Genomic DNA, 26987 nt, shown 5'->3' on the forward strand with positions numbered 1-26987 from the left:
GGACTGGCCCTTTGCCAGGTTCGTCGGCGGCCGTTATGGGGTGGCGTTGCGGGGTAGAACGCAGAGGACTTGGACGCGGAATCCATGCCTCTGTCCACAGGCGATCCGTGAGCCCCTGGAGGTATGAGCGATCACGAGCAGCAGCAGCCAGCCCCGCGCCGCGGAAGGGTCCTGGAAGCCCTCGCGCGTGCGGAGCGGAAGGTGTTCACCCGGCCCGTGCCGAAATCCGCAAATGCTCAGGTGAGATTCCTTCTCACGCGGGTGAAGGGGTCGACGCAGGCCCTGGCGGAGCGCCTGGGTGTCTCGCGCCGCACGGTGGAGCGCTACCGAGCAGGGACGCTGACGAACCCGCAGAAGCGTCTGCGGGCCGCCTTGGTGGAGGAGACGGAATCCGAGTGGCAGCCGCAGGTCAGAGCGCAGGCACGTCAGCAGGCTTCCACCTCCAGCGGCATGATGGTGGAGGTGACGGCGTACTTCGGATTCACGTGCACGGGCAGTTCGGACGACGGCCGCGAGCGCCAGATCACCACGGCGATCTCGCCCTACTACGCGAAGCAGATCCTGGAGCTTCAGGAGGCTGGTGCGACGGAGGAGGAGCTGCATCCGATCGTCGCGGAGGCCATCACGGAGTCGTATTTCACGGAGTGGGGCACCCGCGCCGTTGGCCTGCGTGCCGATTTTACGCACGTCTCGAAAATTGAGTTCCGGTTCTGACCCGGCCGAATTCCAGACCTGCTAGAAACGTATTCGGCGGGCTGCCGCAGGAGCGCTCTGGCGGCGGCCCGCTGCCGAATCCGCACGCGAATGCGAGCCCGAAGATGACTACGCCCTGGCCGCCCCCGCGTACCGCCCGCCGCCCGCTCGCTGCCCGTGCCGCCGTACTCCGGGAGCCGGTCGACTCCGCCCTCATCGGCCGCCGCGTCGTACGGCGCCGGGCGAAGGGGATGGACACCGGCGCCGTCGCGGCGGCCCTCGAGGGCGCCCGCTTCGACGCCCGGCAGGACTCCCGCCACGAGGACCTGGCGGCCACACGGTCATCGAGTCGAAGAAGGCGATGCGCGCCCGCGGCATGAAAAGCCCCGACCGGGCCGAAGCCATCCTCCTGGCCGTGTACGAGCCGGAGCCGATCATCCGCCGCGGCGGCGGCCTCCTGGTGTAGCGGGTCTCACGAGGCGACCGAGTCCAGCACCCCAACGCCCACCGTGACGGTGTGGGGCATCTGTTTCACGGTGCCTATGCAGTGGAAGGGCTGAGCGGTACTTCTTCGCACCTTGGAGGACTTCATGCCTGAAGATTTCGAAGACGTCCCAGATCTTGAGGACGACACCATCGAGGACACCGTCGACGAGACCGAGATTGACCCCAAGGACATCGAATTGGTCATGGCCCAGGTCAATTGTTCAAGGGCGAAGGCGGTCAGGGCCTTGAAAGAGAGCAACGGCGACGTCGTCAACGCGATCATGGCGGCCGGGGAATAGCCAGCGAGTCGCGACCGCGCTCGGTCAGCTCTCGGGCCTGTCGGCGGCAACCGCCATGATGGGGGCGTGGACGACGACGTACGCGGCCGGGCGGAGCTCGCGGAGTGGGAGCGCCTCGCGCAGCTGCTCGCGGTCGCGCCGGCGGGCACCCTCTACGACCCGGACACCGACCGCAGTACGCCGCCCGCCTCTTCGACGCCCAGCAGGCCGGCGCCAGCGACCAGCAGCTCCAGGAGATCGCGGCCGAAGGGCTCAAGGAGGTCTACTTCCAGGACGACAGCCGCCGCGCCGGCAGCCTGGAAGAGGTCCGCTTCACGGACATCGAGCAGCCGTAAAGCTGCTGGCCTTGCCTGCGGGATGGCCTTGCCTGGCCCACCGTGTGCGCTGTGCTGGCGCTGGGCGGCACGCTGAGACTGGTGGTGGAACGGACCCGTCGCAGGACGCTCGTGGATGTCACCAAACGCGCGCTGGAGGGCACGCAGGTCGCTCGGCGTCAGGCGTCCGCGATCCAGTTGCCGTGGAAGCCCAGCGGTACCCGGCCGGGCAGGTGGATCCGGGCCAGCGGGTGGCCCGCGAAGTCCTGGGCCGAGAGGATCACCAGGTCGGTCGCGCCGCGGTCGGGGTCGTTCACGTAGGACAGAACGTACCCGTCGTCCTCGTCCCGCGCCCCGCGCCGCGACACGAACACCGGCTCGCTGACCGCCGCGTCCCTGGGGAAGCGGTGGAGCTGCCGGTCACCGCGCAGCATGTCGTGCTTCACCAGGTAGTTGGTGAACTTCTCGTCCGGCGGCACACCGTCGACCGTCTCGTACGCGCGCCACATCTCGGCGGCGCTCGCGGTGTAGGCGTACCGGTGCCGGCGTGAGACCAGGGCCTCGTTGATGCGGGGGAACTCCTGCGGACGGTCGTCCAGCCGGGTGCTGCGGAGCCGGCCCGCCCGCAGGTCGATGGTCCAGCGGTCGAGCGTCGGGGCGCCGGTCGCAGAGGGGCCGTCCATACCGCGGCCGGCGGCGTAGAACGGCGCGGGGAACCCGATGTACTCCACGACGACCGTGTCGCCCTGGTCGTAGGCGTTGAGGGTGTGCGAGTAGTAGACCGGGTCGATCTGGAACCAGCGGGTGGCGCCGCCGGTGCGCGGCAGCAGCCCGACCCGCATGGGGTGCCGGTCGTTCCACACGTACGGCACGATCGCGCCCGCCTCCGCGGCGGCGCCGTCGAACGTGATCGGCACGTCCACGATCACCACGTACTTCTCGGTGAGCGCGAAGTCGTGCATCATCGGCGCGTCCGCGACGGCGATCCGCGTGGTCCGCACCACCCGGCCGGTCCGGTCGATCAGGATGTGCCGGACATGGTCCCAGGTGGGGTAGTACGCGATCGCGTGCAGCTCGTCGGCCGCCGCGTCGTACTTGGTGTGCGCGGTGAAGGCGCCTTCCAGGGTGGACCGGAAGTCGTACGGGCGCACCGTGTTGAGCTCGCCGTCCAGTTCGTACGGCAGCGGCCCGCTCTCCTGCAGGGCCAGGATGCGGCCCTTGTACGGGATCACGTGCGTGTTGCACGCGAAGTCGTCCGGTGGTACCTGACCGGGATACGTCTCCCCCAGCTTCGCCGTGACCTGCGAGGAACGCACCCAGCGGTTGCGGTACCACTCCGCGCGCCCGCCGCGCAGACGGACCCCGTGCACCATTCCCTCGCCGAGCATCCAGTGGTGAGCACGGACGTCCTCCAGGTGCAGCGGGTTCGGACCGTTGCGCAGGTAGCGGCCGTCCAGGTCGCGGGGAATGCGGCCGGTCACGTCGAGGTCGAACGCGGTCAACTCCTCGGCGACGGGCGCGAAGGCCCCCTCCAGGAAGGGGGCCGCCCCGGCCATGCCGCTGCCCCCAGTCGCGGGACCGGCCTGTGCCGCAGCCGTGAGGAAACCGGGGCCGAGGCCGGTCCCGACCACGCTTCCCGCTGCCGCGACCGCGGCACCCTTGAGGAGTTTCCGCCGTGTGTGACTGGCCATCGTGCTTCCCCGCTCCCGTGTCGGTGCCCGGCGCCGTCGGCCGGACTCGTGGTGACGGGAGCAACCCTCCTCCGCGGGGGCCCATGGAGCAGTTGGCCCAAGCCCCGAATCGGGGGTGGTGCTGACACCCCGGTACGACGGCTCTCACACACCCGTGACGCCGAGACGTGAGCGGGGCGCTCGGCCCTACGCGAGGGCGGGCTGCCCCGTGCTCACGACCGGATCAGGGTCCGCGTCCGTTCGCCCACCTACGCGAAGCAAATCCTCGAACTCCAGGAGCCCGGTGCGATGACGGAGGAGCTGCATCCGGTCGTCGCGGAGGCCATCACCGAGTCGTATTTCACCGAGTGGGGTACCCGCGCCGATGGCCTGCGAGCAGATTTCACAGACGTCCAGTCCATAGAATTCCGGTTCTGACACCGCGAAATCCCAAGCCTGCTATAAACCATGCTGAGCCAAAGCAGGGCAGTTGCCACATAGGCAGGCTTTTTGTCACCTACGAGGCCCCCCGTTGGGCGCATGCCGTATCTGAGTGTCACTGCGATCCTGCGGCCACCAGGGTCGCGGTGATGGGTTCGAGGTTGGTGATCAGTTCGTCGAGTTCGGTGGAGGACAGGGCGTCGTAGGGCGGGGTGGCGAGTTCGTCAGTGAGGGCTTCGATGCGTTGCTTGGTCGCGCGGCCTGCGTCGGTGAAGTGGCCGTCGATGTCGATGAGTCCGCGTTCGCGCATGCCGCCCATGACCGCGGCCAGGCGCTCTTTCGGCAGGTGATGAATGCGTCCGAACGACTCCGGGGGGTGGATGCCCTGCTCCAGAGCGGAGAGCACGTGGGCCTCCGTGCCGCCGATGCGCGCGCCGACGAGGGCGGCGATGTGCCCGTCGCCGCGGTGCTCGCGCAACATGGTCGCGGAATGCCACAACCGGGCAACGGGGTCGCCCGGCACCTCAAGGGTGCGCATGCCGGCGTACATCACCCGGCCTTCGGTAGGGGCGCTCGTCGCGGCCTTGGTGGTCAGGTCGGCGGCGCGCACCAGGCCCGGAGACTCCGCCAGTTCGTCGCCGAGGATGCGCCGTAGGGAGGCCGCGCTGCCTCGCTCCCGCGCGGCGACGGAGGCCTCGGGCGAGATCGCCTCCCAGGCGCTGGGGATGTGCCGTGCGGCTTCCCCGTCGGCGAAGTTGTAGAAGGCTGCGTGCACGACTTGGGCCGGCACCCGTCCCAGTGGTGCGGCGCGGCTGGCGAAGTAGCCGTCCCAGTAGGTGCGGTGGCCGAGTGCGGCAAGTTCCTCGTTGCACTCGTCCGCGAGGAACGTGACCAGGCAGATCGGCTCCAGAAGCTCGAACATGCGGCGGGCGATGTGAGTCATCGGATGCAAGCGCGTCTTCCCATGAGGTTCTCCCTTTGTCAGGTGCGCCGACTTAGACCGTCCGGCACACCGAAGCTCATCGGCGGCCGAAGGGAAACAGTGCAGGCGGGTTGGCGTTTGCGTGGCTGTGTATGCGAGACCAGTCTGGTGACAGAAAGACTGCCGAATGAGCGCCTGTGCCAAGTCTGATGCCTCATGTGTGACAACTGGGTTGCCTCGGTCGTCCTCATTCACCAGCTCAGCCGGTCCCGCTGGTGACAACTCCTGAGCTTCGGCTCACTGGCGCCGGACGACGTCCGGCGCGGCGGTGCTTGCGTTCGCCCATCGAGGCCTGACTGCCTACATGGTGTCTGACGTGGGGAGGCTGCACGGGTGACGAAACGACAGCCCGCCGACCAGCCCTGCATCATCCCCCGTGATTCCGCCTGGGCCGAGGAGACCGGCTGGATTAAGGGCGTACTCAAAACCGTGGCCGCAGCCGCCTACACCGCGCAGACCCACACCGGCGACGCGGACCAGTACGTACTGCCCTCGCTGACCTACCAGATCGCCGCCGACACCCTCCACGGCATCTACGCCCAGATCAGCGACGAGTCGGCTCAGGACGGCACGAGCGTGCTCCTGCTGGTCGTGCAGGGGCACGAGCTCGAAACGCTCTGGAGCGTGCTGACCGTGCTGCGCCGCGCCCGCGCCCGCGACGGAGATACCGAGGAGCTCTACCGTCTCGTCACCGACTACGTACGGGAGAGCTCGCGCACCTTCACGGACGTGATCAGCACGCTGGAGCGCGTACTGACGCTGCTGACCCTGGACATCCCGGCCGTCCGCGACCTCGCCACGGCACTCCTCGTCAAGCAGGAACCGAGCAAGGAGCTCCGACAGGCCTACGCGCAACTGTGCGACGTCTGGCGGTCCGTGGGCATCAGCTGCTAACCCGCCGACTCCTCCGGGCCTTGATTCCGTCGAGTTGGCAGGGACGAGCGGTTTAAGGGTGCTCGACTCCCGCCGCCCCCGAGGCCGCGGCCGCGCTCGAGGACGCCCGGCTTCAGCAGCACATGGACCGCGACCGCGAGGACCTGGCCGACGATGAACGCGGCCCGGCCGAAGTCGCCGAGTGGGAGCGCATCGCGCAGCTGCTCGCTGCCACCGGCGGCGTCTACGCCCCGGCGACCGACGCCGTCGTCCAGGACGAGCTCGCCGCCGACCGGCGAGCCGCCCAAGCCGAGCAGGAGCGCCTCCAGGAGCAGCAGCTCGCCGCCCGTGCCGACGACCTCGCCGCGCTCGCCCGAGCCGGCCGACTCGACCGGACCGTGGAGACCCGGCCGGGAGACGAGGCTGCCCGCGACGTCCTGGTCCACCGGGGCGAGTTCCACCCGGTGGTCGACGGCTGGCTGGCGCAGGCCCTCGCCGACCGCTCGGGCCACTACGCCGCCCCGGCCGCGCGTATGGCGGCCGCCGGCTCGCTGCCCGCGGCGGTGCGGGCCCACGCCGCCCTGCTCGCCGCGCTCGCCCGCTCCGGCACCCCGCCCGTCGACGGCGAGCTGGGGTTCGCCGGCCGCCTCGCCCAGGCCGACCGGTGAGCCCGCGCCCCCAAGCAGCTCTGCCTGGAGTGCACCGGCCTGCACGTCTGGCCGCCGTTCTCGAACTGATCACCGGCCCCCGTCTCCGGGGCGACGACCGCCCTGGGCACGGCATAGTGCCGGGGTGACCACGACACCGGCCCGCCTGGACCTCCCCGCCCGCCGGCGCCGCCACGCGCGGCTGATCGCCGCCCTCACCCAGCTGATCGGTGCCTGCGCCGAGGCAGCGAGCGCGGTCTACCGGCCGATCGCTGCCGCACCACCCGACCAGGAGGGCGTGGAGGTGACCCTCCTGCCGTGCCTCCAGGTGAGTCTCAGCGCCGCCCCGCTGCTGGACATGGCCCGCGCCGAGGACGACGCCCGGTGGCCGGCCGCCGTGGCGCAGGAGCGGACGGCGGCCGGGCGGACCTTCGCCGCGCGCTGCGCACTGGCGGTGGCCGGGGAGGTCTTCGAGCCGGACAGCCCGCTCGGTCCGCCCGGGATGGCCGCGGCCATGGGGCTGGCGAGCGCCGGTGAGGCTGTCGCCGCTTGCTGGCGGCACGATCCGCAGGAGGCCGTCGCCCTGGTGCAGGAGCTGGTGGCCAGTGGCGAGTTCACCGAGGACGAGGTCCTGGACGACGCGGTCGATTCCGCCGTGCTGGTCGGTCTCCTGACGTTGCAGGAGGTGCGCACCGCGTCCGACCCGAGCGCGGCGGCGGAACTCTGCCTCCACGCAGTGCCCCACATCGCGCTCGCGGTCACCCTCGCCAGCGCCGACCTGGACTGACCCGGCCCGCCGGTGCGGGCTGTCCTGTGACAGCGAAACTTGACCGATTGCCATTGAAGTTGGACCACTGCACGGTTCGTGCCGTCGAACCGTGACCACCCTGGTCAGAGCGCCACTGAGCGGTGTCAGTACCTTGCTGGATGATCTGGCCATGCTGATTGCGACCAACGAGCGCGGCCACGTAGTGAAGCGTCCGTCCAAGCCTGCTATTGGGACGATGCTGGCCAACCTGCGGCGGGGGAACGCCCACATGGTCCTGGAGCGGGCGGACGAGGAGCGGCCCGGCAGCTGGTACATCCAGGTCCTGCTTCGAGAGAACAACACCTACCAGCTGGAATACCGGGACGGCGTGGCCGAGCTGCACTACCAGACGCAGACGATCTCCCAGGAGAAGGTCCTCGGGGCACTGCTCGGCTGGGCAGGCGCGAAGCCGGGCTGGCGGGACGGCTTCATGTGGAACAACATCGCCAAGCAGTTCGACCCCAACGAGCGTGAAACCCCGGAGCCGCTGGAAGTTGCGGAGCCGTCGACCGATCCGAACCGGGGCTGACCAGGGTGGTCAAGGTTCGATGGCACGAACCGTGCAGTGGTCCAACTTCAATGCAATCGCTCAAGGTTCGCTGTCACAGGACACGGGCGGCCAGACACGCCCCGTGACGTTCACCGAACGTCACGATCTGCGTGTCACGCGCCCTCTTGCCTCACCTGTCACGTCGCCGGGATGGCGCGTGACAGCACACAAACGAAAGCCCACCAATTCGGATATTCAGGCTCTGGATCGGCCCGGAACCCCTCTCGCCCTCTCCAGGTCGATTCGCGTGACAGGCGCGGCAGCGTGACAGCCCCTCCGGTGGTGATCACGCTCCGTGCGGGGGGGGGGGGGGGGGGGCTGGACGTAGAGGCACGGCCTGCCCGCGCCCAGCGCAGCGGCCACCGTCCATTCCCCAATGTGGGGCTGGCGGTCGGGGGTGGGCGCGGGGGCCGGCTGCTGGCTCATCCGGGGCTCCTGGACGGGGTGCTGGCGTGTGGCCGGGGGCACGTCGGGCAGAAGACGACAAAGGTCGAAGGCGGTGGGATTGACGTCGGCCGCCATGAGCAGCAGCGACAGCGGCTGTGCGCGCAGTCCGGTCACGGTCGCCCGGCGCTCCGGGCCGCTGCTGCTGGCGGGGTGAACAGCAGGTGGAGCCCGGCGACATCCATGAAGGGCGTAAGGGCCAGGTTCCACAGCACGTCGGTCACCTGCGGCGGCAGCGCGTCGACTGCGGCGCGCAGCGGCGGCAGGGCGTTGAAGTCGATCTCTCCGCAGGGGCGGATACGTGCGCAGGTGCCGTCGATCGTGGTGGTGATGTTCATGCGGGCTGCCCCCTTCCGGGGTCGATGAGCCCAAAGCCGAAGCCGGTGCGCGCGTCGTCGGCGCGTGAACGGAACGGGCCCCGACGCACCCGGCGAACGGCGGAGCCTCGGGGCCGCGCCGGCTACCGGTAGCCGTTCCAGTAGTTCTCGGAACCGGGGCAGAAATGGTAGGTGTTGGACGCCCAGACGGCCTGGCCGCCCTGCCACAGGACGAAGTTGCCGTCCACCTGGACGATGGCGATGGTGCCAGAGCCGTGCCAGGTGGCGGTGTTCCAGGTGACGCTCGAACCCCCGGTCGTCACGTCGATGTTGTAGGTGGCGAGGTTGCCGTCGGTCCAGAAGTCCAGATTGTGGTAATGGTTGCCCGCGTTGCCGTCGACCTGGCCGGAGGCCCACACGGCCTGTCCGGCGTTGCGCCACACCGCCGGCTGGCCGTTCGGGTAGGCATAGCCGCTGTTCCTGCAGTACAGGACGAGGTTGCCGTCGGTCTGCCAGCGCAGGTAGGTGAACGCGCTGTTGAACGTCTGCGGGGCCGCCCACTCGCTCCCGGTGCGGAGAGTGGTGGTGTGAGAGCACTGGGAGTTGGCGGGAGCGACGGACGTGCTACAGACATAACTGGTCGCGGAGGCGGAGCCGACCGGGCCCAGGGCCACCGTGCCGAGCGCGAGCGCGCTGGCCGCTGCCGCCATGGTGGCGGTTCTCTTGAGACGCATCGTCAGGTGCCTTCCTGTAGGTGACGCAGCCGAAGACGGGACGGCTGCCGCCGGCGTAGGCGCGGCTCGGCCGAGACCGACGACACCGCCGGGAGCGGTCGAGGCGGACGCAGACATGAGGTCTGCTGAGCCCCCTCCCGCGGCGCCCCGCCGGGGCACGCCAGAACCTACGACGGCTGCGGGCGGCACGGAGGACCTCGTTGCACGGTGAAGCCGCCCCTCCGGTGCTGGACCGCACAGCGAACCCTCTTATTACCTAATAAAGTCTGTGATTGCGTGCGAAGCCCTGGGTATCGTCCGGCTGAACCGCCGTCGGGCCGCTCTTCGGGGGGATGACGCATGCACGGTGATGACTCACGTGCGGACACGGTGACCGCCGAGGGGTGGTCTCGACGGGCTGACGACGTGCTGCACATGCAGCGGGCCGCCCGCAAGGGCGGCAGCGGACGGATGCTCAGATGGCTGGCCGTCCGCACCGGGACCACCGTCCTCCTGGTGGACCGCTCCGGCGCCGTGGCCTGCCCGCAACCGTCCGGCCTCGGCGACGCCGAGCGCGAACTGGTTCTGCGCGGGGTGCAGGAGACCACCCTGCGCGGGCTGAAGTCGCTGGTCATCGACCAGGAAGACCTCGGCTGCGTCGTCCTTACCCTCGACGGCCCGCCAGGCGTCCGCGTGCCTCTTCTCGCCGCCGTGGCGCCACGGCCGATGCCGCCCGACCTTCCGCTCCTGCTCGCGGACGCGACCTGCGGCCTCAGCCTGTGCTGGCAGATGGAGCACACCCGGCGGCAACAGAGCCGGCTGCGGCTCGCCGATGCCCGAACCCGCGAAGCCGTCCTGCACCTGCTGATGAACGGCCACGTAGCCGCCGCACGTCAGGTCGCGGAAGCGCTGCGGCCCCCACTGCCCGACACGGTGCGGGTCTACGTCATCGAGGGACCGCCCGCGGAGCGCGGCACGGTGGCGGACGCACTGGCCACCGTGGTCGAAGGCGCGTGGATCGTGCCGTGCCCGGTGTACGTCGACCACATGATGGTGCTCGTACCCGCCGGCACCGAGGCCCGCGCCGACGGCCGTCCGGCATGGGCCCGGCCCCCGGCCGTGACCAAGTCCTGCCGGATCGGGGTGAGCGACACCGTGCCCTTGCGCGACACCGCCACCGGTTACGCCCAGGCCTTCCACGCCCTCGCGGCCGCGCGCCATCTGACCGGACGGCACGCCTCGTTCGCGGGCCATCCGGACCTCGCTCTCACCATCGGGCCGGCCGCAGCGGCATGGGCACAGGCCTTCCTCGCCCCGCTGCACGCCCACCGCCCCCGGCGTTCCCAGGACCCGGACGGCACGGAACTGCTGGCCACGGCGGCGTCATGGCTCAACTTCTCCTCCCGCGCGACGGTCCACCTGAAGATCCACCGCAACACCCTCACGGCGCGCCTCTCCCTCGTCCAGGAGTTGCTGAGCCTCGACCTGACCCGACTCGTCGACCAAGCCGCACTGGCCCTCGCACTGCGTGCGACCACCCACCACAAGACCGGGGCCGAGGCGGGATCGCATTCCTTGGACGAACTCCTCACGCTCCCCGGCGTCGTGGCGTGGGCACAGCGACGATTCGACGCCGTACGCACACCCGACGTCCCCGTCTGCATCGAGCAGACGCTCACCACCTGGCTGCGCCTCGACGCACGCGTCGGCCCGACGGCCAACGCGCTGGCCCTCTCGACATCCGCGGTGCGCAAACGGCTGACACGGAGCGAGGTACTGCTCCAACGCTCCCTGCTCCGGTGTCCCAGCGCCGTCCACGATCAGTCGCTCGCACTACGAGCTCTCGACCTGGCGGAGCAGCAGGGGCCTGACAAGCTCCTCCTGAACCCGACCACACCGAACCCCGGGGCCGCGGACAAGCCGGCGGACGGTCCTGGTTCTCCGCTCGGCGCGGGCGCGCGGACGGCGAGGCCAGTTCTCGACATTCGGGAGTGCTGGAAGGTCTAGAGGTTGTGCCGTATGGGGTGCGGGTTAGCGGATCGGGTAGTTCGCCGGGCGGTCGGCGACCACGGTGAACAAGATCAAGGCGGCCCTGCCGGAGGAGGCTCGCCGCCACGCAATGTGGCCCCTGCCGACGACAGCGGCAGGGGCCACACTCATGTCCTTGCCCGCGACACGTCGTTGTGCGTCCGGAACCCATTGTCGGTTTCCTATGGTAGGACTCCGGTCAGGGCTCTGACCTGCGACGTTCCCCTTAGGCATACCTCACGTCCGTCACACACGCCAGCATCACTGGTGGTGTTCGTGTACGTCGACGCCGCTTTGGCGCGCTGGTGAGCCAACTGTCTGTCCCACTGTCATTGGTGCCGTACCGGCTGCCACTCTTTGAGACAACAGGTCTTTTTGCGTGTGGGGAGCGCCAACTCCCGCTGGCACACGGAGAGATCAATGGTTGGAGCCGAGCAGTACCGTCCGGCGATCTTCTGATCGCCGGACGGTGATTAGGGAGACCTCATGGGCAGCAAGCCCTCCACTGCGGCGAGCAGTACGGCCGCTATACCGACGGCGTCCGGCACCGACGCCACTGCCACGAGCACGATGGCCACCGAGACGGCGTCCTCCGTGCTTGAGACCACCTCCACGAGCGTCCGTTTCGGCATGTCGCGCGCGCTCGTGATCATCGCGTGCATCGCCACCGCGGCGATCCTCGCCCCGCCCGCCCAGAACACCCGCGACGTCCTGCTCCTCATAGCGGGCGCCGGTCTCACCGGCGCCGTAGTCGTCGTGATGGTGGTGACCGGAGGTTGCGGCACGGGAGGCCGGATCGGCCGCTTCATGCGCGCCTACTTCACCTCGGGAAACTGAGGCGACCGTTATGGGACGCCCCGAGAAGCCCGTGGACCGAACCGTTCCGGCGCGCGCGAGGCTCGCCGACTTCCTGCGTGGCCTCAAGGCCGACGCCGGCATGACCTACGAGCAGATGGCCAGGAAGACGAACGGCACGCGGTCGAAGGCGACACTCGAGCGCGCCGCCTCCGGCGCCTCGGTCCCGACCTGGGAGACCGTCCTCGCCTTCATCGCGGTCGTCACGGCGACTGAGACGTGGCTCGTGCGCATCAGCGAACCCGGCACCTGCGCATATCGGCTGTGGGTCTCCGCACGCCAGGCCACCCGGGCGCCGCACTACGTCCACAAGGCCCCCGACCCCGCCCTCATCTCCACCCCGGCCGACCTCAGCCGGGCACTGCGCGACCAGCACATATGGGCTGGCTGCCCCACCCCCGGCGGAGATGGAGCGGGCCGCTGGCCCCGGCAGGCTGCCCGCCAGCACCGCCCGCCGCATCATCAACGGTGTCACCCTGCCCGGCGACCCCTTGCAGGCGATCGCTTATCTCATGGCCTGCAACGTTCCCGTAGCCAACCTCGACCGCTGGCTCTCGGCAGCGATCCGGGCCCTCCGGCACGACAGCGCATTGAAGAGATTGAACAGGTGGAGGTACGCCAGCAAGTGGGCTCAGGTAGAAATTCGTCAGCAGCAGAAAGATGAATGGGAGAGGACTGTGTAAATGTGGCGGACTGCAAAACACCTTGCTGCGGGTTTTTATTCGGGGATGTTTCGTGTTTCAGTCACGGATCCTGATGGGCTGCCAGCGGCATCCGGGACCGCCTCGGCCCCGGGGCGGAGGAGGCCGGCTGGATGCGGGGGCCGCCTCGGCGAACCCTCCGGAAGGAGGTGCAGCGCAGCCCGGGCCATGCCCACGACTCGTGTACACGCAGGTCAGGTTGCTTGGCAGGGAGGCGTAGGTGGTTTACGCGGTGACCGGCCCCCGCCCGTGCCACAGCCCGAGCTGCGGCGCACTCGTCGTGGACCTGCGGGTCGTCGTCCAGCGAGGACGCCACGATCGCTGGCCCCGAATGCCCGAACGCTCACCGACCGCGCGCAGGTCCAGGCCCTGGAGGTGCTGCGGCAGGCCGGCACCGAGGGACTCAGCGTCAGCGCGCTCGCCGACGCCATCAAGGACCACCCCGAGTACGCCCGCGACCGCACCACGCTGCACCGCTGGGTCGCCTACGGCTACGTCGTCCGCGTTGACCGGGGCAGCGGCCAGGTCGCCTACGTCTCCGCCGAGGACCATCGCGCTGCGTAACCGACACCTGTTGCATGTCGCGTGTCGCAACACCGGAAAGGGGGCCCGTCAGAGCCCCACAGGGGGCCCGAACCGAGCCCCCTGCCCTGTTGCGACACGCGACACGCAACACCACCACACACAGAGAGTAATCACCTCATGAGGCAGCCCCGCACACCCGCAGAGTGGACGCACGTCGCCCTGGTCGCCATCCTCATGCAGCACGGCGGCTCCATCACCCTCCCCGCTGACGCCCTCGACCCCGACGCCGTCGCAGGCCCCCGAGGATGGCATGCCCTCCCCGCCGAGCGGCAGCCCGACGGCTCCCTGCGCGTCGCCGTCCAGCCCCGCCCCACCACCTCGGAAGGCGGGGTGGAGACCCGATGACGCGCCCCGACGACCCCCGCTATTCGGGCCCCGCTACCGGTCATGGTGACGAAGCCGCAGAATCCTTCCGAAACCGGGTGCAGCGACGATCTGTGACGCTGCGGGTGGATCTGGCCTTAACGTCTGCCGAGCAGTTCGGCGTATTGGAGGTCAGCGGGACTGACGACCATCTCACTGACGTCGAGATTGCCTTCATCAGGCAAATGACGAGCCGCGATGGCGGAGCGTCCATGAGGCGCGTACGGGGGAGGGACATTGGCCGTTTCTACGATGATGTAGATATGGCGTTCGGCGTGTTCGCTCTGCACGTTTCACGTCAGATGTTCCGTGACGTGAGGCATGTGCAGCAACAGAGTTCGATTTCTTCGATCGTTTACTCTGCACTATTGAGTGATGAGGCATTAGTGCCTCGTTTCAATTCTCCGCCGTCAGAGTGGCTGCCCCTGCGGACAGTCGCCGAACAGGCATCCGCAATTGGTATCGGGGTCACTTGGGGACACGACGGCGGGGGAATCGCCCTAACCGGCGCCTATGTTGGCGGACTGTTCCTGGTTAAATTCGTTGCCCCGGTTCTGACCGAGGCTGGAAGCGCTACAGCGGCTGGGGTCGGAGCAAAGATCCGATCAGCCTTCGGCCTCACACCCCCGGCCATACCATCGCCCGCAACCGATTCCCCCTCCGATGGAGACGGAGAAGAAGCCGAGAACTGACGAGCCGCCGAAAATGAACGGAGGGGCCCTGGCATTCGCCACGGCCCCTCCACTCATTTCCGGGGGATCAGTCGCGAGTCTGGTCAGGATCGGCGGAGTCCGCTCACCGGCCACAGTGGTCAGCGAGATGACCGCATGTCCCCGCGCGACGTCATTCGCCAGAGCGGATGCCGACCAGCGCTCGCGTTCTTCCTGCCGCAGCGTCACGGCCTGAGTCGTCACATGCTGTCCGGTGACCGCCCGCCGTAGCCCGTGCATCGCCCGCGTGAGGGGTTGCTCTGCCCGTACCTGCCGGTGCGTCACCGTGCGCGTCTCGACCCACCACACCCTCACCGCAGCCGATGCTGTCACCGGTTACAAGGGGCTGGGCATCAACGGGTACGAAGGCAGCGACCCTGTGCGCTGGTGCCTCGACATCATTCACCGATCCGGAATCCGGCACCACATGCAAGACCTGGTCGAAGCGGTCACGGACGCGGAGTTCGGGCTGCCCGTATCCCGCGCCGATCACCTGGACGCCATCTACCCACCAGAGACGATGAAGAACTGGATCCGCCTCGACGATGAGGCCCGGACAGGCCTCATCGAACTACGCTTCACCACCTGCAACTACGAACAACTTCAGCTGACCACCTGCGGCCCCAAGTACCAGGCGATCGCCGAAGTGGTTGAGCGGCGAGTCAACACCGCGCCCCAACGCCTCGGTCGTTCCTGAGAGCTTCCCTCCGGGTAGGCGGAGGCCGTCCAGGACTCAGCAGGTATTGCGGGACGGTCAGTCTTCGTCGGCTCGAAGCGCCAGTACGGCGCCGCCGAGTCGGACATCCCATCCTCGGCGAGCCCGCACGGCTTGGGCCCCGGCGCCCGGCCTGCCCTCGGTCAGCTGGCCGGTGGTGTTCTCGATCCACAGCAGCGCCCGCTCGACACCGGAGCGCCACCCGCGCTCCGCGCTGTCGTACCGGTCCTCGGCATCGGCGCGGATGTTCGCCGCGAGGGCCTGCAGGCCCTTCTGCAATCCCTGCCGCTTGGCCCTGCCCCTGACGCCCTGCCGGCGCTCGCCCTGCACCGGGCCGCAGGCCGCCCGGCCCACGGCCGACTCTCAGGGCAGGGACGCGACAGGGGCGGGGCAGACCGCTGGGGTGATGCCTGAGGCGCCGCATGGGGAGCGTCGCATCTGCCGTCTCTTGCCGACTCGCGCGACGGCACGTGTCGTACGAGGTGGCAGGCATGGAGGCCGGCGAGACACGGTCCTACGGCGTATGCGTGGCGGGGGAGGAGCGGAACGCCCTGCGGTAGGCACTGGGGGTGGTGTTCAGAGTGTTGCGCATGTGTTTGCGCAGGTTCGTCCCGCTGCCGAGGCCGGCTTTGGTGGCGATGTCGTCCACGGGCAGTTCGGTGGATTCCAGCAGGTGGCGCGCGTGCTTCAGGCGGGCGGAGGAGAGCCAGGCGGCGGGGGAGAGCCCGGTCTCCTGCCGGAACCGCCGGGTGAACGTCCGCACGCTCATGTGGCACTGCGCCGCGAGGTCCTTGAGGGAGAGCCGCCGGTCGAGGTGCTGCGTCATCAGCGCCCGTGCGTCGGCTGTCGAGGTCCCCGCGTCCTCGCGGACCGGGTGCTCGATGTACTGAGCCTGCCCGCCGTCCCGCATCGGCGCGACGACGTTGTACCGGGCCACGCGGTTCGCCACGGAACTGCCATGATCCTCCCGGATCAGGTGCAGGCACAGATCGATGGCCGCCGCACCGCCCGCCGAGGTCAGGATCCCGCGATCGGCGACGTACAACGGGTTGGTGTCGAGGTCGACCGTGGGGAAGAGCCGCCTGAACTGCTGGGCATAACGCCAGTGGGTCGCGGCCCGGCCGCCGTCCAGCAGGCCGGCCGCCGCGAGGACGAACGAGCCGGTGCACAAGGACACCAGCCGGGCGCGCTGCCGGGCCGCACGCAACGCCTCCGCGACACCGGCGTCCACCGCTCCCTTCTCCACCACGTCCGGGCAGCGGGTCCCCGCGACGATCACCGTGTCGGCGTGCTCCAGCAGGGACAGGTCGCCCTGCGGCGTGACGCCGTACCCGTTCACCGTCGGCACCGGCGAGCCGTCCGGGGACAGGGTGCGCACCTCGTAGGCCGCCTGTCCCGCCCGGGTCTCGACCCCGGTCAGCATCTGGGCCGGGATGCTGAGGTCGAAGGCCACCACCGGCGCGAGGGCGAGAACGGCCACATGATGAGGTGTCGCAACGGTCATGGCCCAATAGTTGCAGATGGTGGCCCCAGGGCCACTTCTGCGTCGCTGGGGATCGGCAGAGACTGAGGTCAGTTCCGCACACCAGCACCGGGCACGACCCGGTCCGCACCCGGAAGGTGGCCATCCAGCCATGCCCGTCCCCGCAGTCGACCCCGAGATCCAGACCCTGCTGGAGACCGCCGACACCGGTATCTTCCCCGTCTACGGCCTCGACGCCGTCCTCGCCGACCCCCAGCGCTACGCACTCCTGCGCGCCTACCCCGACACCCCCGCCGACGACCAGGTCACGGTGCGGGACCTGCACATCCCCGGCCCCGCAGGAGGAGACCTGCGGCTGCGCGTCTACCGGCCCGACACCACCGAAGTCCTGCCCGTGATCCTCTACATCCACGGCGGCGCCTTCACCTACGGATCCCCCGAGGCCGAGGAGGGACGCTCCCTGCGCTACGCCCGCGACGCCCGGGCCGTCGTCGTATCCGTCGACTACCGCCTCGCCCCCGAACACCCCTACCCCGCCGCGGCCGACGACGCCTACGCCGCCCTGCTCTGGATCGCCGCCAACCCAGCCGAACTCGGCGGCGACCGGGCACGCATCGCCGTTGCCGGTGGCAGCGCCGGCGGCAACATCGCCGCCTCCACCGTGCTGCGCGCCCGCGACCAGGCAGGCCCGCACATCCTCTTCCAGCTGCTGACCTACCCGGGCGTGGACGGCAGCCTGACCTCAGCCTCGGTGCGCGAGTTCACCGACACCCCCGTCCTCAACCGGGGCGCGATGGAACTGGCCTGGCAGTACTACGCCAAGGACACCCACCCCCACCCCTACGCCTCCCCGATCCGCGCCACGGACCTTGGCGCACTGCCGCCCACCTACATCGCCGTGGCGGAGATCGACCCACTGCGCGACGAGGGCCGCGACTACGCCGCACGCCTGTCCGCCGCCGGTGTCACCACCGAACTCGTCCAAGTACCCGGCGCCGTCCACGGCTTCGACATCCTCTTCCCCTCCGCCCGCATCAGCGAACGCAGCCTGGCCGACCAAGTACGCGCCCTACACGACGCCCTGCACCCCTGATCTGCGGGTTTCAGGCCCCGAGCTGATCAGCCTGGGCTGGGTCGTCACCCACCCGGTCAGCGGCGTGGGACCCAGCCGGTACGCGCTGGCCTGGCGGCGCGAGGCCGGGGGGCGTCCGCTGGTACGGGCATACGCGGAGACGTGCCGCGAGACGGTCGGGGGGTTAGGGCCTTCCGTTTGGATCAGGCCGGAGGAGCACCTGTGCAGGTGGTGCGCGCCATCGCATGATGATGTCCCATCGGCACGGCCCGCCACGCCGTACCGCAGCGGAAGCGGGGAACGGGCGCTCCGTCTGGTGGATCGGCGGCGCACATGCCCGGTGCGTCGGTCGTAGTCTGGTGTTGCTCGGGGTGAGCGGAGGTCTGCCCATGCCCCGGACGATCTGGAGCGGCGCGATCAGCTTCGGCCTGGTGACGGTGCCGATCAACGTGGTCAGCGCCACCGAGGACCACAGCATTCACTTCCACCAGTACCACCTGCCCGATCAGGGCCGGATCCGTTACCGGAAGGTGTGCGAGCTGGAGGACCGCGAGGTCCCGCAGGACGAGATCGGCAAGGGCTACGAGATCACCAAGACGCAGGTCATCCCGGTCACCGACGAGGACCTGGACAACCTGCCGCTGCCGACGGCGCGGGCGATCGAGATCGACGGCTTCGTGCCGCTGGAGTCCGTCGACCCGCTGCGGATCTCCGACGGCTACTACCTCCAGCCCGCCGGGCAGGTCGCGGCCAAGCCGTACAAGCTTCTCGTTAAGGCGCTCGGCCGCTCGGCCAAGGTGGCGGTCGCGAAGTACGCCTGGAGCGGCAGGGAGAGGCTGGGGCTGCTGCGGGTGACGGACGACGTCCTGGTTCTCCACGCGATGCGCTGGCCGGACGAGATCCGCGATCCCGCCGAGCTGCTGCCGCCGCCGGTGCAGGTGTCCGAGGCGGAGATCGAGGGCGCGCTCGCTCTGATGGACACCATGACCGTCGACCGGTTGGAGGGGCCGGAGTTCCACGACCGCTACACCGAGGCGGTCGCCGAGATCATCGAGGCCAAGCGCGAGGAGAAGCCCCTGCCTGAGGCGCCCGAGCCGGAGCAGCCGGCCCAGATCCTGGACCTGATGGCTGCCCTCCAGGAATCGGTGAGCAAGGCCAAGGCGTCCCGCGGCCAGGACGCCGGTCCGGCCGAGGTGCACGAGCTGCCGAAACCGAAGAAGACCGCGGCCAAGAAGCAGCCGCCCCGCAAGACCGCGACCAAGAAGACAGCCGCGAAGAAGACGTCAGGCAGCCGACCCCGCCGACCCCGCAGCGCCTAGACGAGTAGCTCCAAAGTGATCAGTAGTTGAACGAGCGTGACAGGCCGGCCGGGCTCGCTGTCCGCTGACGCAGCTGTGCGCTCAGTGTGGGAAGTGGTGTGGTAGTTCGGTGGTGAGCGCGGCGGCCGCGGGGGAGAGCCAGCGTCGGCGATGGCGGGCCAGTTGGACGGTGACGCCGGGGAACTGCGGGCCGGACACCTGTGTGAGGCGGCCTGCCGCGAGCGCGTCCGTGACATTGGCGCGGGCCAGCAGGCTGAGGCCGAGACCTGCGGTCACGCAGGACCTGGCGGCTTCCAGACTGCCGAAACGGGTGATCCGGGGCGGTGTGCCCTTCGCGGCGGCGAGCAGTTGTTCGATGAAGCGGTCGCTGTACGAGCAACCTTGCTCGTGCAGGAAGTAGTCCTCGCGGGCTAGCTCCGCCCAGTCGGTGGTGCTGCGGGCGGCGGCGGGGTGTTCGGGGGAGCAGACGAGCACCAGCGGCTCACGGGCAAGCGGCGTGCACTCGATGTCGCGGAAAGCCGCCTCGTCTTCCAGCAGGAGGGCAAGATCCAGCTCGCCGGTACGGAGCGCGGTGACGGCGGTTGCGGTGCCCATCGTGCGCAGGTCCACCTCGACTCCGGGGTGGCTGCGGCGCAGGGAGGCGATGACTCCCGGCAGTCGCGCGGACACCAGCGTCTCGCCGGCCGAGAGCGTCACGCGTCCGGTCACCTGACCGTCTGCGCCGCCGGCCGCGGCGGCGACCGCCCGTAGCCGGGACTCGGCCTCCAGTACTTCTTCGGTCTGCGCCAGCACCTCGCGGCCGGCGCTGGTGAGGACCACTCCGCGCGGCAGTCGGTCGAACAGGCGCAGGTCGAGTTCCTTCTCCAGCGCCTGCACGTGGGCGGTCACGGTGGACTGGACGAGGTGCAGGCGCTCTGCTGCGGCGGTGAGGTTCTCGGTCCGGGCGACGGTGGCGAAGGTGCGCAGCAGTCGGGTGTCCATGGTGTCGACGATAGCCTTTGCCATCGTGGATGGCGATGGGAATGATCAGGATCCATCGTTTGTATGGATGTCTGTGCGGTGCCACGGTAGGGGCATGAGTCAGACACACCCTGAGATCCTGCGCTACACGGCCTTCAGCACCGACTCCGCCGGCGGTAACCCGGCCGGTATCGTGCTTGACGCGACGGCGTTGGACGATGCCGCCATGCTGGCGGCCGCTGCCGAAGTCGGCTACTCGGAGACCGCGTTCGTCACCGCGGCGGACCAGGCGGCGCGCCGCTTCCGGCTGCGCTACTTCAGCCCACTTGCGGAGGTCGCCTTCTGCGGTCACGCGACCGTCGCCACCGCGGTGGCACTGGCCGAGCGGATCGGCCCCGGCCCCCTCGTCTTCGACACGCCGGTGGGTGAGATCGCCCTGGACACCTCGGTAGCGCCCGGACACTCGGTGACGGCGACGCTCACCAGCGTCCCCACCCGCTCCCGGCCGGCGGGCGAAGCGGAGGTGCACGCCTCACTGGCGGCCCTGCACTGGTCCCCGGAGGACCTTGACCCGGCGCTGCCGCCGCATGTCGCTTTCGGCGGTAACGAGCACCTGGTCCTGGCCGCGGCCACCCGCGAGCGTCTCGCGGCCCTGGACTACGACTTCGATGCTCTGGCCGAGGTGATGCGCCTTCACGGCTGGACCACCCTCCAGCTGGTCTGGCGGGAGGCCCCCGAGCTCTTCCACGCCCGCGACCCCTTCCCGATCGGCGGTGTCGTCGAGGATCCGGCCACCGGCGCCGCGGCCGCCGCCTTCGGCGGCTATCTGCGCGTCCTCGGCGCCCTCCCGCCCTCCGGTGCGTTCACCATCCGCCAGGGCGAGGATCTCGGCCGGCCCAGCCTTCTCCGGGTCGAGGCCTCCCCCAAGGACCCGCGCGTGCGAGTGAGCGGGCAGGCAGTGGCGATCGTGGACGCAAGCGCGAGCACCGGCGCGGAAGAGGCCTGAGCGAACCGGTGGCGATACACACAACGTTCGCGCGATAGAGGTCGGTTGGGGGGTGCACCGTCCACTGTCACTCACGCCGTACGCACAGTCGAGGAACTCTGCGTGCCCTGCAGGCGACTCTCCCGTAGACGAGTAGATCCGCAATTCCGCCGCGCGAAAGGAGTGAGGGTCTCAATGATCAGTTTGTGACGACCGACCTTGAGACCCTCTCGACCGCACTGTACGTGAAGATCGACGACGAGATCGGGGGAGCACGATGGATGGGTCGTCCGCCCCTGCTCAGCGACTCCGAACTCGTCTGCCTCGCGGTCGCGCAGGCGCTCCTCGGCTACCACTCCGAGGCCCGCTGGCTGCGCTACGCACGCAAGCACCTGAACGCTATGTTCCCGTATCTGCCCCAGCGCGCGGGCTACAACAAGCGACTGCGCACGGCGCTTCCACTGGTGAAGCGCATGATCCGGGAACTCGCCCGGGACAGCGACTTCTGGACCGACACGGTCTGGATCACCGACTCCACTCCGGTGCCGTGCGGCATGTCCCGTCCGACCGTCAAACGCTCGGACCTGGCAGGCTGGCCCGGCTACGGCTACTGCGCCTCCCGTGGGGCCTGCGCCTGTATCTGGTCTGCACCCCGACCGGCATGCCGATTCTGTGGGCCCTGGCCAGCCCCAAGCTCGGTGAACGCGAGGTCCTGGCGGCCATGCTCGAGGTCGATACCGAGCTAACGAGCTCGTGCACGGTAAGCGGTGAGACGTCGGGCTCCTGATCGGCGATCATGGTCATGTGGTGGGGAACGCGTATCGTGCAGCGATCATCAGCGACCGGAGAATCACGGGCCTGTCGGCTGACGTGATTGCTGAACTCGTAGCTGAGATAGGTGCGTTGTGGCATGGGCGCCACCAGGCCCGGCTCACTTCCCGCCCGCGGAAACGGGCCGTGGGCGCAGGCGCGAAGCATCGGCTGGTGTTCGTCGACCGGCTTCTGGCCACGCTCGTCCATCTTCGGCATGGGGTCACTCACGACGTGCTGGCCTGCTGGTTCGGCGTGGATCGCTCCACCATCACCAGGGCCATCGGTGAGGTACGGCCCCTGCTCGCTGAGCGAGGCTGCACCGTCAGCCCCGGCGTGCGGCTGCGGTCTCTGGCCGACGTAGTCGACCACCTCGGTGTGAGCGGGTCGACCGGCATCATTGACGGCACCGAGATCCGGGTACGCCGGCCGGCCTCCGGACGCAAGGACCGCGACAAGTTCATTTCGGGCAAGAACAAGCAGAACGCCGTCAAGTCCATGGTGGTCACGGACGGCGAGGGGCGCGTGCTGTGGTGCAGCCCGGCACGGCCCGCGAGCTGCGCCGACATCACCCACGCCCGCCAGTTAGGGCTGGTCAAGCTCCTGGCCGAGGGACCTGCGGTCGAGGTCCTCGCCGACGCCGGCTACCAGGGCCTGGGCGCCCAGACCGGCGGTCGGGTGGTGACACCACCACACCGCAAGTTCAAGAAAAACGCCCCAGACTGGTACGAGGAGATGCACGAACGACAGCGCAAGGCACACTCCTCACGCCGGATCCGGGTCGAGCACGGCATCGCCCACCTGAAGAACTGGCGAGCCCTGGCTCGCCACCTCGGAAGCCGCGAGCACATGAGCGACACGATCCAGGCCGTCGCCGGTCTGCTGTCTCACCAGCAGACCGCGGACCTGACGTCGGCACGGCAGAAGTGAACACCGAGCCCCACCGCCATCCTCGACGTCTCACCGCTTACCGTGCACGAGCTCGTTAGTCCACCGTCGAAGGATCAATTGGCCTGCGACAGGCATTGTCGGTAGGTCGGCAGCCTTCGGGCGGGGACGAGTTGGTCGGTCAGGGTCAGAACAGGGCGTCCTGGTCCGGATCGTCTCGGGGCAGCGGCCCGACGTCCTCGCCCCGCCACTTCGCCTCGAGGTGCTTGCGCCAGCCCGCCGGCGGGGGCCAGGGGACGCCCCAGTCGGCAAGCTGCTTCTTCGACCAACCGCCGTTGGGGGACTGCGCGGCGGCGACCTCGTCAGGTGAGGGCACGTAGTTGACCATGCGGCGATGCTGCCCCAGTACACGGCCCCGGCGCCATAAGAGGCCGTTTTCTCCTCAGCTGTTGCCGGATCAGGCGCACATCCTGCTGCTACTCCTGCTGCTCGGAATCCTTCTCCTGTGACGCCATGCCCATTGGCCCCACAAAGCCCCGCTCGTTTGCTCCAGGCAGGTCTGCGCCACCACATTGGTTGAGCGCGCTCGCCAACGGCAGACGTCCGATGTTCCCTCCGAAGGTGCCGGTCCCGTGTGCAGTTGCACCTTCGGCCCTTGCCCCGTTGTTCAGGTTGAAGCAGCTGTCCCCGAAGGCGGGCGAGAGAAAGTCACCGACTCCTCCGGCGAATGCAGGAGCTGCGGCGACACCGATCCCGATGGATGCCGCGGTGGCGGCGAGCACTGCGGCTGTCGTGCGTGCATGCATGCCCTGCAAACGAGGGCCGCCGTACAGAGACACGAAGTCAGCCGCCGCTGAACGGGTTGGCCGGGGTGCGCATGATCCGCCAGCTGATGCGTGGCGCGGTGGCGGCGTGGACCAGAACGACGACGGCCTGATGGCCAGCACCCACGCCCCGGTGAAGCGGGCCTGATCTGCCGCCCAGGCCCCGCCACGGACGTAACCGCCCGCCGGTCGCGAGCGCGGTCGCCACGGTGACGGTGACGCCCACCATCACGCCCAGCGCATCCCGATGGCGGACAGCAGCTCCATCCGCTCCGGGGACAGTGTGGCGGCCCGGCTGCGCTGGTTCCCGATCCATGCCCCGAGCCGGAGCTCCCGCTCCTGCTGGTCCTCGCCGTGGACGTCGACCACGATGGTCTCCACGTGCTTGCGCGGTACCCGAAGGTGTCCCTCGCGCTGGTAGAACTGCTTGGCGGCCTCGTAGTTCATCGCCCACTTGTCGGCCTGCGTACGCCGCGGGGGCGGCTTCTCGTCCTCGGCCGCGGGTGTGATGCCGAGGACCTGTTCGCACATCCACTGCTGCACGGTCGTCAGGTTGTCCCACCCGAGGCGGACCGAGCGCACCCACCGGCCGAGGTCTTCGCCTTGGTGCATGACGTCGCCGGGCTCGGTGGGCAGCGGGTGGCCGGCCTCGAGGTGGTGCCGGACGAGGTGGAAGACGCGCTGCCACTCGACGGGCCAGGCTGGGCACCAGGCGGGGTCGATGTCCTCCAGCTGTTCGCGCCGTTCGTCCGACAGTGCCCCGGCCGACGACGCGACCGGCAGGCCCTCGGCACGCCGCTGCTCGATCTCCCGCGCCCTGCGGGCGGCGGCCCGCGCGTTCTTCAGCCAGATGCCCACCCGGTAGCCCTGGAAGGTGGCATCCGTCGGGGCCAGGAGGTGCCCGTGTTCCTCGGCCCATCCGCGCGCGGCCGCGAGACCTTCCTCCCATGCGACGTCGTAGTGCGACCACACCATGCCCAGCTTCTCCAGCTGTTCGATGCGGTCCTTGTCCATGTCGTCGCGGGCGTAGAACCGCCTGGCGTCGGCGATCCACTGCCCCAGTGGGAAATCGGCGAGCGAGGCCGGCCACCCCTCGGCCTCCACCGCCTGGTCCTGGCCGCCGGGCACCCGGTACGTGAAGGGCACCTTGAGGTCGCCGTGCTCGCGGGCGTAGATGACGGCGGCCTCGATGCCGCGCCGCCAGTGCTCGTGCTCGGGGTTGAGGACCCGCAGGTTGATGAACGCGGCCAGCTGCGCCGGGTCGCGCGGCGTGCTGAACTTCAGCAGCTTCCGCGCCGGGGCCGACGGGCCGCCGGACCCGTTCTCCTCGCCACGGCTCTCCTGGCCCTGCGCGCCCTTCTGGACGGGCTTGTAGGCGCTCGGGGCCTGCTGCTCGGCGAGCTGCTCCACCACGCGGGTGTCGTGTGCTCTGAGTGCCTCTAGCAGCTTCGCCAGCCCGCCGAACGCGCGCGACGTGAGCATGTTGTCCGCTGTCTCGCCGGGGCCGAGCAGGACCGGCACCACGAGGGAGGCGACTTTGCCCTCGCCTGGGTGCATGCGTAGGGCGCGGCCGACGGCTTGGACGAGGTCGGGCATGGAGCCGCGTACGTCTGCCCAGTACACGGAGTCGCAGTTCTTGGTGTCGACGCCCTCGCCGAGCACCTTCACCGAGCCGAGGAAGCCCTTCTCCACGACGGTGCCGTCCGTGGCGATCCCGGTCGCGAACTCCCCGAGGACCCGCTGCCGGTGGAGGGGCTTGTGTTCGCCGCACAGCCAGTCCGCCCAGATCGTCTTGGGGTACAGCTCGGGGTCCGCAGCGTGCAGCCGCTTGGCGACTTCCGGGAGGCCGGCCGCGAACGCCTCGGCCTCCTTCACGACGTGGTGGAAGACCAGCGTGCGCCTAAAGCCCTCCTCCGACGACGCCTTCACCAGCGCGGTCTGGAGGGCAGCGAGCCGGGCCCCGCGGACCTCGTCCGAGCGGCCCTCAGTGCCCAGGAGCTGCGCGGCCTGGAGCTGCGTGTCGGTGATGTCCACGCACACCACCTGGTAGGGGGCACAGATCCCCCGGTCGATCGCCTCCGAGAGGGTCAGCGTGAAGCAACGCGCACCGAACGGACCGTCCGGGTCGTCCTCCATGCTCGCCACCAACTCACCCGGCGCGCCCTCGGCATCCTCGTCCAGCTGCCACAGCCGGGGCGTGGCGGTCATGTACAGCCGCCGCAGGGCGGGGACGCGGGTGTTGTCATGGACGACCGCCCATGGCTTGCCCAGCCGACCCGAAGTCCGGTGCGCCTCATCGACCACGATCAGGTCCCAGCCCGGCAGGCCGGCCTTGTGGGCGCGCTCCAGCGTGCCGAGACCGAGAGAGGCGTAGGTGGCGAACACGGTGACCTTGTCGAACGGCCGCACCCAGTCGACCAGTTCTGCCACGTCCGTGGTGTTGGGGAAGGACACGTCCTCGCCCCGCAGGGACGAAACCCCGATCATCGGGCCCGTGCGGCCGGCCTCGCGCCACGCGGCCTCGGTCTGGGTGAGCAGGTCCAGCGAGGGGACGAGCACCAGCACGCGGCCCGCACGGAGCTTCTCCGCGCTGCGGGCCGCGACCCGAGTCTTGCCGGACCCGGTGGCCATGATCACCTGAGTCCGGAGCCCCCTCTCGGGCACAAGCGATCTTGCAGGCAATTCGAGGGCACGGACCACCGCGTCAACTGCTTCCTGCTGCGCCGCCTCACGCTGATCCGTTCGGCTTGTGGTCGACATATCCGTCTGCCTTCTCCTGGGCTCTTGGCTGGGCAGTGAACGGGAAACCTGAACGTAGAGTGCACGTCACCGGCTACGGTAGACCTCACTGGAACCGGGTTATCGCCTCGAACCAGCAGAGGGGGAACATGATCGAAAAACGGCCCAGCCCCCTTAGTGGTGTTGCCATCTGAGTCCAGACCCTATCTCATGCTTCAAAATGAAGCACTCAGAACCGAGAAGACCCCTCGAACGTGGCTTAACCCTGTCACTGTCGCCTTATGACCACCCCCCCCGAAAGCAGCCTGACGGCCGGTCAACTCGCCCCCCGCACTGCCCGGTTCGACTCGTCACTCTCCCGACCACCCGTCACCCCTCCCTCTCCTTGCTGTTCCCACGGGCCGCAGGGCCCATAGGTGGGCCGCGGAGCATGACACGCCTTACCCCGTACGAGAGTTGAGGCCGCACCCCGCCCCTCCCCAGCTGCGTTTCTGGTGGCTGGAGCGCAGCGGAGGCCACCGGGGCCGGCCGAAGGCCAGCCCCGGCCCGCAACGCGGGCCGGATGCCCTGCAGTTGGCGGGGCGCGCGGAGCGCGTGCCGCCTGGCGGTGAGCGAAGCGAGCCGCAGCCGCTCACGCGGAGCGGGAGCGGCCGGGGCGCGCAGCGCCCCGGTTCGCTGCTTCGGGCGAAGCCCGAAGGGTCCCGCTCCGCGGG

General features: G+C 69.5%; 29 protein-coding genes and 2 pseudogenes. 21 read left to right on the top strand and 10 right to left on the bottom strand.

What is annotated here, in order from left to right:
* Positions 1 to 123: 123 nt before the first annotated feature.
* The 4 genes and pseudogenes from tpg to ACZ7EC_RS28165 form a co-directional block, all read left to right on the top strand.
* Entirely contained in the window at positions 124 to 714 is a 591-nt protein-coding gene (gene tpg / locus ACZ7EC_RS28150; protein WP_471066899.1) for a telomere-protecting terminal protein Tpg, read from the top strand.
* Between the two features lie 104 nt (positions 715 to 818).
* Positions 819 to 1073, top strand: a complete 255-nt coding sequence (locus ACZ7EC_RS28155) for a hypothetical protein (RefSeq protein ID WP_471066901.1) — start codon at positions 819 to 821, stop codon at positions 1071 to 1073.
* A gap of 210 nt (positions 1074 to 1283) precedes the next feature.
* A complete protein-coding gene (locus ACZ7EC_RS28160) occupies positions 1284 to 1478 on the top strand; it encodes a ubiquitin-like domain-containing protein (RefSeq protein WP_471066903.1) in 195 nt (64 codons plus the stop codon).
* 170 nt (positions 1479 to 1648) lie between these two features.
* A pseudogene (locus ACZ7EC_RS28165) lies at positions 1649 to 1813 on the top strand (telomere-protecting terminal protein Tpg); the annotation flags it as partial.
* 158 nt (positions 1814 to 1971) lie between these two features.
* On the opposite strand, the gene ACZ7EC_RS28170 reads toward ACZ7EC_RS28165, so the two are convergent.
* A complete protein-coding gene (locus ACZ7EC_RS28170) occupies positions 1972 to 3483 on the bottom strand; it encodes a carotenoid oxygenase family protein (protein ID WP_471066905.1) in 1512 nt (503 codons plus the stop codon).
* A gap of 288 nt (positions 3484 to 3771) precedes the next feature.
* Here ACZ7EC_RS28170 and ACZ7EC_RS28175 point away from each other — a divergent pair, with 288 nt between their 5' ends.
* On the top strand, positions 3772 to 3900 hold the full coding sequence (locus ACZ7EC_RS28175; protein WP_471066907.1) for a hypothetical protein: 129 nt from the start codon (positions 3772 to 3774) through the stop codon (positions 3898 to 3900).
* Between the two features lie 118 nt (positions 3901 to 4018).
* On the opposite strand, the gene ACZ7EC_RS28180 is transcribed toward ACZ7EC_RS28175, so the two are convergent.
* The gene (locus ACZ7EC_RS28180; RefSeq protein WP_471066909.1) at positions 4019 to 4825 is read right to left on the bottom strand and encodes an SCO6745 family protein; all 807 of its coding nucleotides are present in this window, start codon (positions 4823 to 4825) and stop codon (positions 4019 to 4021) included.
* Between the two features lie 393 nt (positions 4826 to 5218).
* Here ACZ7EC_RS28180 and ACZ7EC_RS28185 point away from each other — a divergent pair, with 393 nt between their 5' ends.
* The 4 genes from ACZ7EC_RS28185 to ACZ7EC_RS28200 all read left to right on the top strand — a co-directional run bounded on the left by ACZ7EC_RS28185 (position 5219) and on the right by ACZ7EC_RS28200 (position 7742).
* Complete coding sequence (locus ACZ7EC_RS28185) at positions 5219 to 5779, top strand: hypothetical protein (protein WP_471066911.1); 561 nt, start codon at positions 5219 to 5221, stop codon at positions 5777 to 5779.
* 122 nt (positions 5780 to 5901) lie between these two features.
* Positions 5902 to 6426: a hypothetical protein gene (locus ACZ7EC_RS28190; RefSeq protein ID WP_471066913.1), complete on the top strand. Its 525-nt coding sequence runs from the start codon at positions 5902 to 5904 to the stop codon at positions 6424 to 6426.
* A 124-nt stretch (positions 6427 to 6550) separates the two neighbouring features.
* Positions 6551 to 7192 (top strand): hypothetical protein, encoded by a 642-nt coding sequence (locus tag ACZ7EC_RS28195; protein WP_471066915.1) that lies wholly within the window; start codon positions 6551 to 6553, stop codon positions 7190 to 7192.
* Positions 7193 to 7343: 151 nt separating this feature from the next.
* Positions 7344 to 7742: a hypothetical protein gene (locus ACZ7EC_RS28200; RefSeq protein ID WP_471066916.1), complete on the top strand. Its 399-nt coding sequence runs from the start codon at positions 7344 to 7346 to the stop codon at positions 7740 to 7742.
* A 578-nt stretch (positions 7743 to 8320) separates the two neighbouring features.
* Here the strand turns inward: ACZ7EC_RS28200 and ACZ7EC_RS28205 are convergent.
* Both ACZ7EC_RS28205 and ACZ7EC_RS28210 read right to left on the bottom strand, forming a co-directional pair.
* A complete protein-coding gene (locus ACZ7EC_RS28205) occupies positions 8321 to 8545 on the bottom strand; it encodes an STAS domain-containing protein (protein WP_471066918.1) in 225 nt (74 codons plus the stop codon).
* A 122-nt stretch (positions 8546 to 8667) separates the two neighbouring features.
* Positions 8668 to 9258 carry a hypothetical protein gene (locus tag ACZ7EC_RS28210; RefSeq protein WP_471066920.1) on the bottom strand — a complete coding sequence of 197 codons (591 nt, stop codon included), beginning with the start codon at positions 9256 to 9258 and terminating at the stop codon, positions 8668 to 8670.
* Positions 9259 to 9597: 339 nt separating this feature from the next.
* Here ACZ7EC_RS28210 and ACZ7EC_RS28215 point away from each other — a divergent pair, with 339 nt between their 5' ends.
* The 7 genes from ACZ7EC_RS28215 (at position 9598) to ACZ7EC_RS28245 (ending at position 15176) form a co-directional block, all read left to right on the top strand.
* Positions 9598 to 11244, top strand: coding sequence for a helix-turn-helix domain-containing protein (locus ACZ7EC_RS28215; RefSeq protein WP_471066921.1), 1647 nt, complete (start codon positions 9598 to 9600; stop codon positions 11242 to 11244).
* A 507-nt stretch (positions 11245 to 11751) separates the two neighbouring features.
* Entirely contained in the window at positions 11752 to 12102 is a 351-nt protein-coding gene (locus ACZ7EC_RS28220; protein ID WP_471066923.1) for a hypothetical protein, read from the top strand.
* 115 nt (positions 12103 to 12217) lie between these two features.
* The gene (locus ACZ7EC_RS28225) at positions 12218 to 12784 is read left to right on the top strand and encodes a hypothetical protein (protein WP_471066963.1); all 567 of its coding nucleotides are present in this window, start codon (positions 12218 to 12220) and stop codon (positions 12782 to 12784) included.
* Between the two features lie 412 nt (positions 12785 to 13196).
* A complete protein-coding gene (locus ACZ7EC_RS28230) occupies positions 13197 to 13385 on the top strand; it encodes a hypothetical protein (protein WP_471066925.1) in 189 nt (62 codons plus the stop codon).
* A 138-nt stretch (positions 13386 to 13523) separates the two neighbouring features.
* Positions 13524 to 13751 (top strand): pRL2-19, encoded by a 228-nt coding sequence (locus ACZ7EC_RS28235; RefSeq protein ID WP_471066926.1) that lies wholly within the window; start codon positions 13524 to 13526, stop codon positions 13749 to 13751.
* The gene (locus ACZ7EC_RS28240) at positions 13748 to 14461 is read left to right on the top strand and encodes a hypothetical protein (RefSeq protein WP_471066928.1); all 714 of its coding nucleotides are present in this window, start codon (positions 13748 to 13750) and stop codon (positions 14459 to 14461) included. Before ACZ7EC_RS28235 ends, ACZ7EC_RS28240 begins: the two co-directional genes overlap by 4 nt.
* A 304-nt stretch (positions 14462 to 14765) precedes the next feature.
* Positions 14766 to 15176 carry a hypothetical protein gene (locus ACZ7EC_RS28245; RefSeq protein ID WP_471066930.1) on the top strand — a complete coding sequence of 137 codons (411 nt, stop codon included), beginning with the start codon at positions 14766 to 14768 and terminating at the stop codon, positions 15174 to 15176.
* A gap of 57 nt (positions 15177 to 15233) precedes the next feature.
* On the opposite strand, the gene ACZ7EC_RS28250 is transcribed toward ACZ7EC_RS28245, so the two are convergent.
* Complete coding sequence (locus ACZ7EC_RS28250) at positions 15234 to 15548, bottom strand: hypothetical protein (RefSeq protein WP_471066932.1); 315 nt, start codon at positions 15546 to 15548, stop codon at positions 15234 to 15236.
* A gap of 160 nt (positions 15549 to 15708) precedes the next feature.
* A complete protein-coding gene (locus ACZ7EC_RS28255; RefSeq protein ID WP_471066934.1) occupies positions 15709 to 16698 on the bottom strand; it encodes a GlxA family transcriptional regulator in 990 nt (329 codons plus the stop codon).
* 130 nt (positions 16699 to 16828) lie between these two features.
* On the opposite strand from ACZ7EC_RS28255, the gene ACZ7EC_RS28260 reads away from it, so the two are divergent.
* Both ACZ7EC_RS28260 and ku read left to right on the top strand, forming a co-directional pair.
* The gene (locus ACZ7EC_RS28260; RefSeq protein ID WP_471066936.1) at positions 16829 to 17770 is read left to right on the top strand and encodes an alpha/beta hydrolase; all 942 of its coding nucleotides are present in this window, start codon (positions 16829 to 16831) and stop codon (positions 17768 to 17770) included.
* A 368-nt stretch (positions 17771 to 18138) separates the two neighbouring features.
* Complete coding sequence (gene ku, locus ACZ7EC_RS28265; protein WP_471066938.1) at positions 18139 to 19068, top strand: non-homologous end joining protein Ku; 930 nt, start codon at positions 18139 to 18141, stop codon at positions 19066 to 19068.
* Between the two features lie 81 nt (positions 19069 to 19149).
* Here ku and ACZ7EC_RS28270 read toward each other — a convergent pair whose 3' ends face one another.
* Entirely contained in the window at positions 19150 to 20049 is a 900-nt protein-coding gene (locus ACZ7EC_RS28270) for a LysR family transcriptional regulator (RefSeq protein ID WP_458242065.1), read from the bottom strand.
* A gap of 94 nt (positions 20050 to 20143) precedes the next feature.
* On the opposite strand from ACZ7EC_RS28270, the gene ACZ7EC_RS28275 reads away from it, so the two are divergent.
* From ACZ7EC_RS28275 to ACZ7EC_RS28285, 3 genes and pseudogenes are all read left to right on the top strand, one after another.
* Positions 20144 to 21034, top strand: a complete 891-nt coding sequence (locus ACZ7EC_RS28275) for a PhzF family phenazine biosynthesis isomerase (RefSeq protein ID WP_471066940.1) — start codon at positions 20144 to 20146, stop codon at positions 21032 to 21034.
* Positions 21035 to 21219: 185 nt separating this feature from the next.
* Positions 21220 to 21764 (top strand): annotated as a pseudogene (locus ACZ7EC_RS28280) (transposase family protein); the annotation flags it as partial.
* Positions 21765 to 21970: 206 nt separating this feature from the next.
* Positions 21971 to 22753: a transposase gene (locus ACZ7EC_RS28285; protein WP_471066942.1), complete on the top strand. Its 783-nt coding sequence runs from the start codon at positions 21971 to 21973 to the stop codon at positions 22751 to 22753.
* A 145-nt stretch (positions 22754 to 22898) separates the two neighbouring features.
* On the opposite strand, the gene ACZ7EC_RS28290 is transcribed toward ACZ7EC_RS28285, so the two are convergent.
* The 3 genes from ACZ7EC_RS28290 to ACZ7EC_RS28300 form a co-directional block, all read right to left on the bottom strand.
* Entirely contained in the window at positions 22899 to 23099 is a 201-nt protein-coding gene (locus tag ACZ7EC_RS28290; RefSeq protein ID WP_471066944.1) for a hypothetical protein, read from the bottom strand.
* 455 nt (positions 23100 to 23554) lie between these two features.
* Positions 23555 to 23764 carry a hypothetical protein gene (locus tag ACZ7EC_RS28295; RefSeq protein WP_471066945.1) on the bottom strand — a complete coding sequence of 70 codons (210 nt, stop codon included), beginning with the start codon at positions 23762 to 23764 and terminating at the stop codon, positions 23555 to 23557.
* A complete protein-coding gene (locus tag ACZ7EC_RS28300; protein WP_471066947.1) occupies positions 23764 to 26295 on the bottom strand; it encodes a helicase associated domain-containing protein in 2532 nt (843 codons plus the stop codon). The genes ACZ7EC_RS28295 and ACZ7EC_RS28300 overlap by 1 nt, the downstream gene beginning before the upstream one ends.
* Positions 26296 to 26987 lie beyond the last annotated feature (692 nt).

It is taken from the genome of Streptomyces sp. NPDC037203 (assembly GCF_055605065.1).

Coding starts and splice junctions, on each gene's coding strand:
- tpg (WP_471066899.1), top strand. CDS start 124: ATGAGCGATCACGAGCAGCAGCAGCCAGCCCCGCGCCGCGGAAGGGTC.
- ACZ7EC_RS28155 (WP_471066901.1), top strand. CDS start 819: ATGACTACGCCCTGGCCGCCCCCGCGTACCGCCCGCCGCCCGCTCGCT.
- ACZ7EC_RS28160 (WP_471066903.1), top strand. CDS start 1,284: ATGCCTGAAGATTTCGAAGACGTCCCAGATCTTGAGGACGACACCATC.
- ACZ7EC_RS28170 (WP_471066905.1), bottom strand. CDS start 3,483: ATGGCCAGTCACACACGGCGGAAACTCCTCAAGGGTGCCGCGGTCGCG.
- ACZ7EC_RS28175 (WP_471066907.1), top strand. CDS start 3,772: ATGACGGAGGAGCTGCATCCGGTCGTCGCGGAGGCCATCACCGAGTCG.
- ACZ7EC_RS28180 (WP_471066909.1), bottom strand. CDS start 4,825: ATGTTCGAGCTTCTGGAGCCGATCTGCCTGGTCACGTTCCTCGCGGAC.
- ACZ7EC_RS28190 (WP_471066913.1), top strand. CDS start 5,902: ATGGACCGCGACCGCGAGGACCTGGCCGACGATGAACGCGGCCCGGCC.
- ACZ7EC_RS28200 (WP_471066916.1), top strand. CDS start 7,344: ATGCTGATTGCGACCAACGAGCGCGGCCACGTAGTGAAGCGTCCGTCC.
- ACZ7EC_RS28205 (WP_471066918.1), bottom strand. CDS start 8,545: ATGAACATCACCACCACGATCGACGGCACCTGCGCACGTATCCGCCCC.
- ACZ7EC_RS28210 (WP_471066920.1), bottom strand. CDS start 9,258: ATGCGTCTCAAGAGAACCGCCACCATGGCGGCAGCGGCCAGCGCGCTC.
- ACZ7EC_RS28215 (WP_471066921.1), top strand. CDS start 9,598: ATGCACGGTGATGACTCACGTGCGGACACGGTGACCGCCGAGGGGTGG.
- ACZ7EC_RS28220 (WP_471066923.1), top strand. CDS start 11,752: ATGGGCAGCAAGCCCTCCACTGCGGCGAGCAGTACGGCCGCTATACCG.
- ACZ7EC_RS28225 (WP_471066963.1), top strand. CDS start 12,218: ATGGCCAGGAAGACGAACGGCACGCGGTCGAAGGCGACACTCGAGCGC.
- ACZ7EC_RS28235 (WP_471066926.1), top strand. CDS start 13,524: ATGAGGCAGCCCCGCACACCCGCAGAGTGGACGCACGTCGCCCTGGTC.
- ACZ7EC_RS28240 (WP_471066928.1), top strand. CDS start 13,748: ATGACGCGCCCCGACGACCCCCGCTATTCGGGCCCCGCTACCGGTCAT.
- ACZ7EC_RS28255 (WP_471066934.1), bottom strand. CDS start 16,698: ATGACCGTTGCGACACCTCATCATGTGGCCGTTCTCGCCCTCGCGCCG.
- ACZ7EC_RS28260 (WP_471066936.1), top strand. CDS start 16,829: ATGCCCGTCCCCGCAGTCGACCCCGAGATCCAGACCCTGCTGGAGACC.
- ku (WP_471066938.1), top strand. CDS start 18,139: ATGCCCCGGACGATCTGGAGCGGCGCGATCAGCTTCGGCCTGGTGACG.
- ACZ7EC_RS28270 (WP_458242065.1), bottom strand. CDS start 20,049: ATGGACACCCGACTGCTGCGCACCTTCGCCACCGTCGCCCGGACCGAG.
- ACZ7EC_RS28275 (WP_471066940.1), top strand. CDS start 20,144: ATGAGTCAGACACACCCTGAGATCCTGCGCTACACGGCCTTCAGCACC.
- ACZ7EC_RS28290 (WP_471066944.1), bottom strand. CDS start 23,099: ATGGTCAACTACGTGCCCTCACCTGACGAGGTCGCCGCCGCGCAGTCC.
- ACZ7EC_RS28295 (WP_471066945.1), bottom strand. CDS start 23,764: ATGGTGGGCGTCACCGTCACCGTGGCGACCGCGCTCGCGACCGGCGGG.
- ACZ7EC_RS28300 (WP_471066947.1), bottom strand. CDS start 26,295: ATGTCGACCACAAGCCGAACGGATCAGCGTGAGGCGGCGCAGCAGGAA.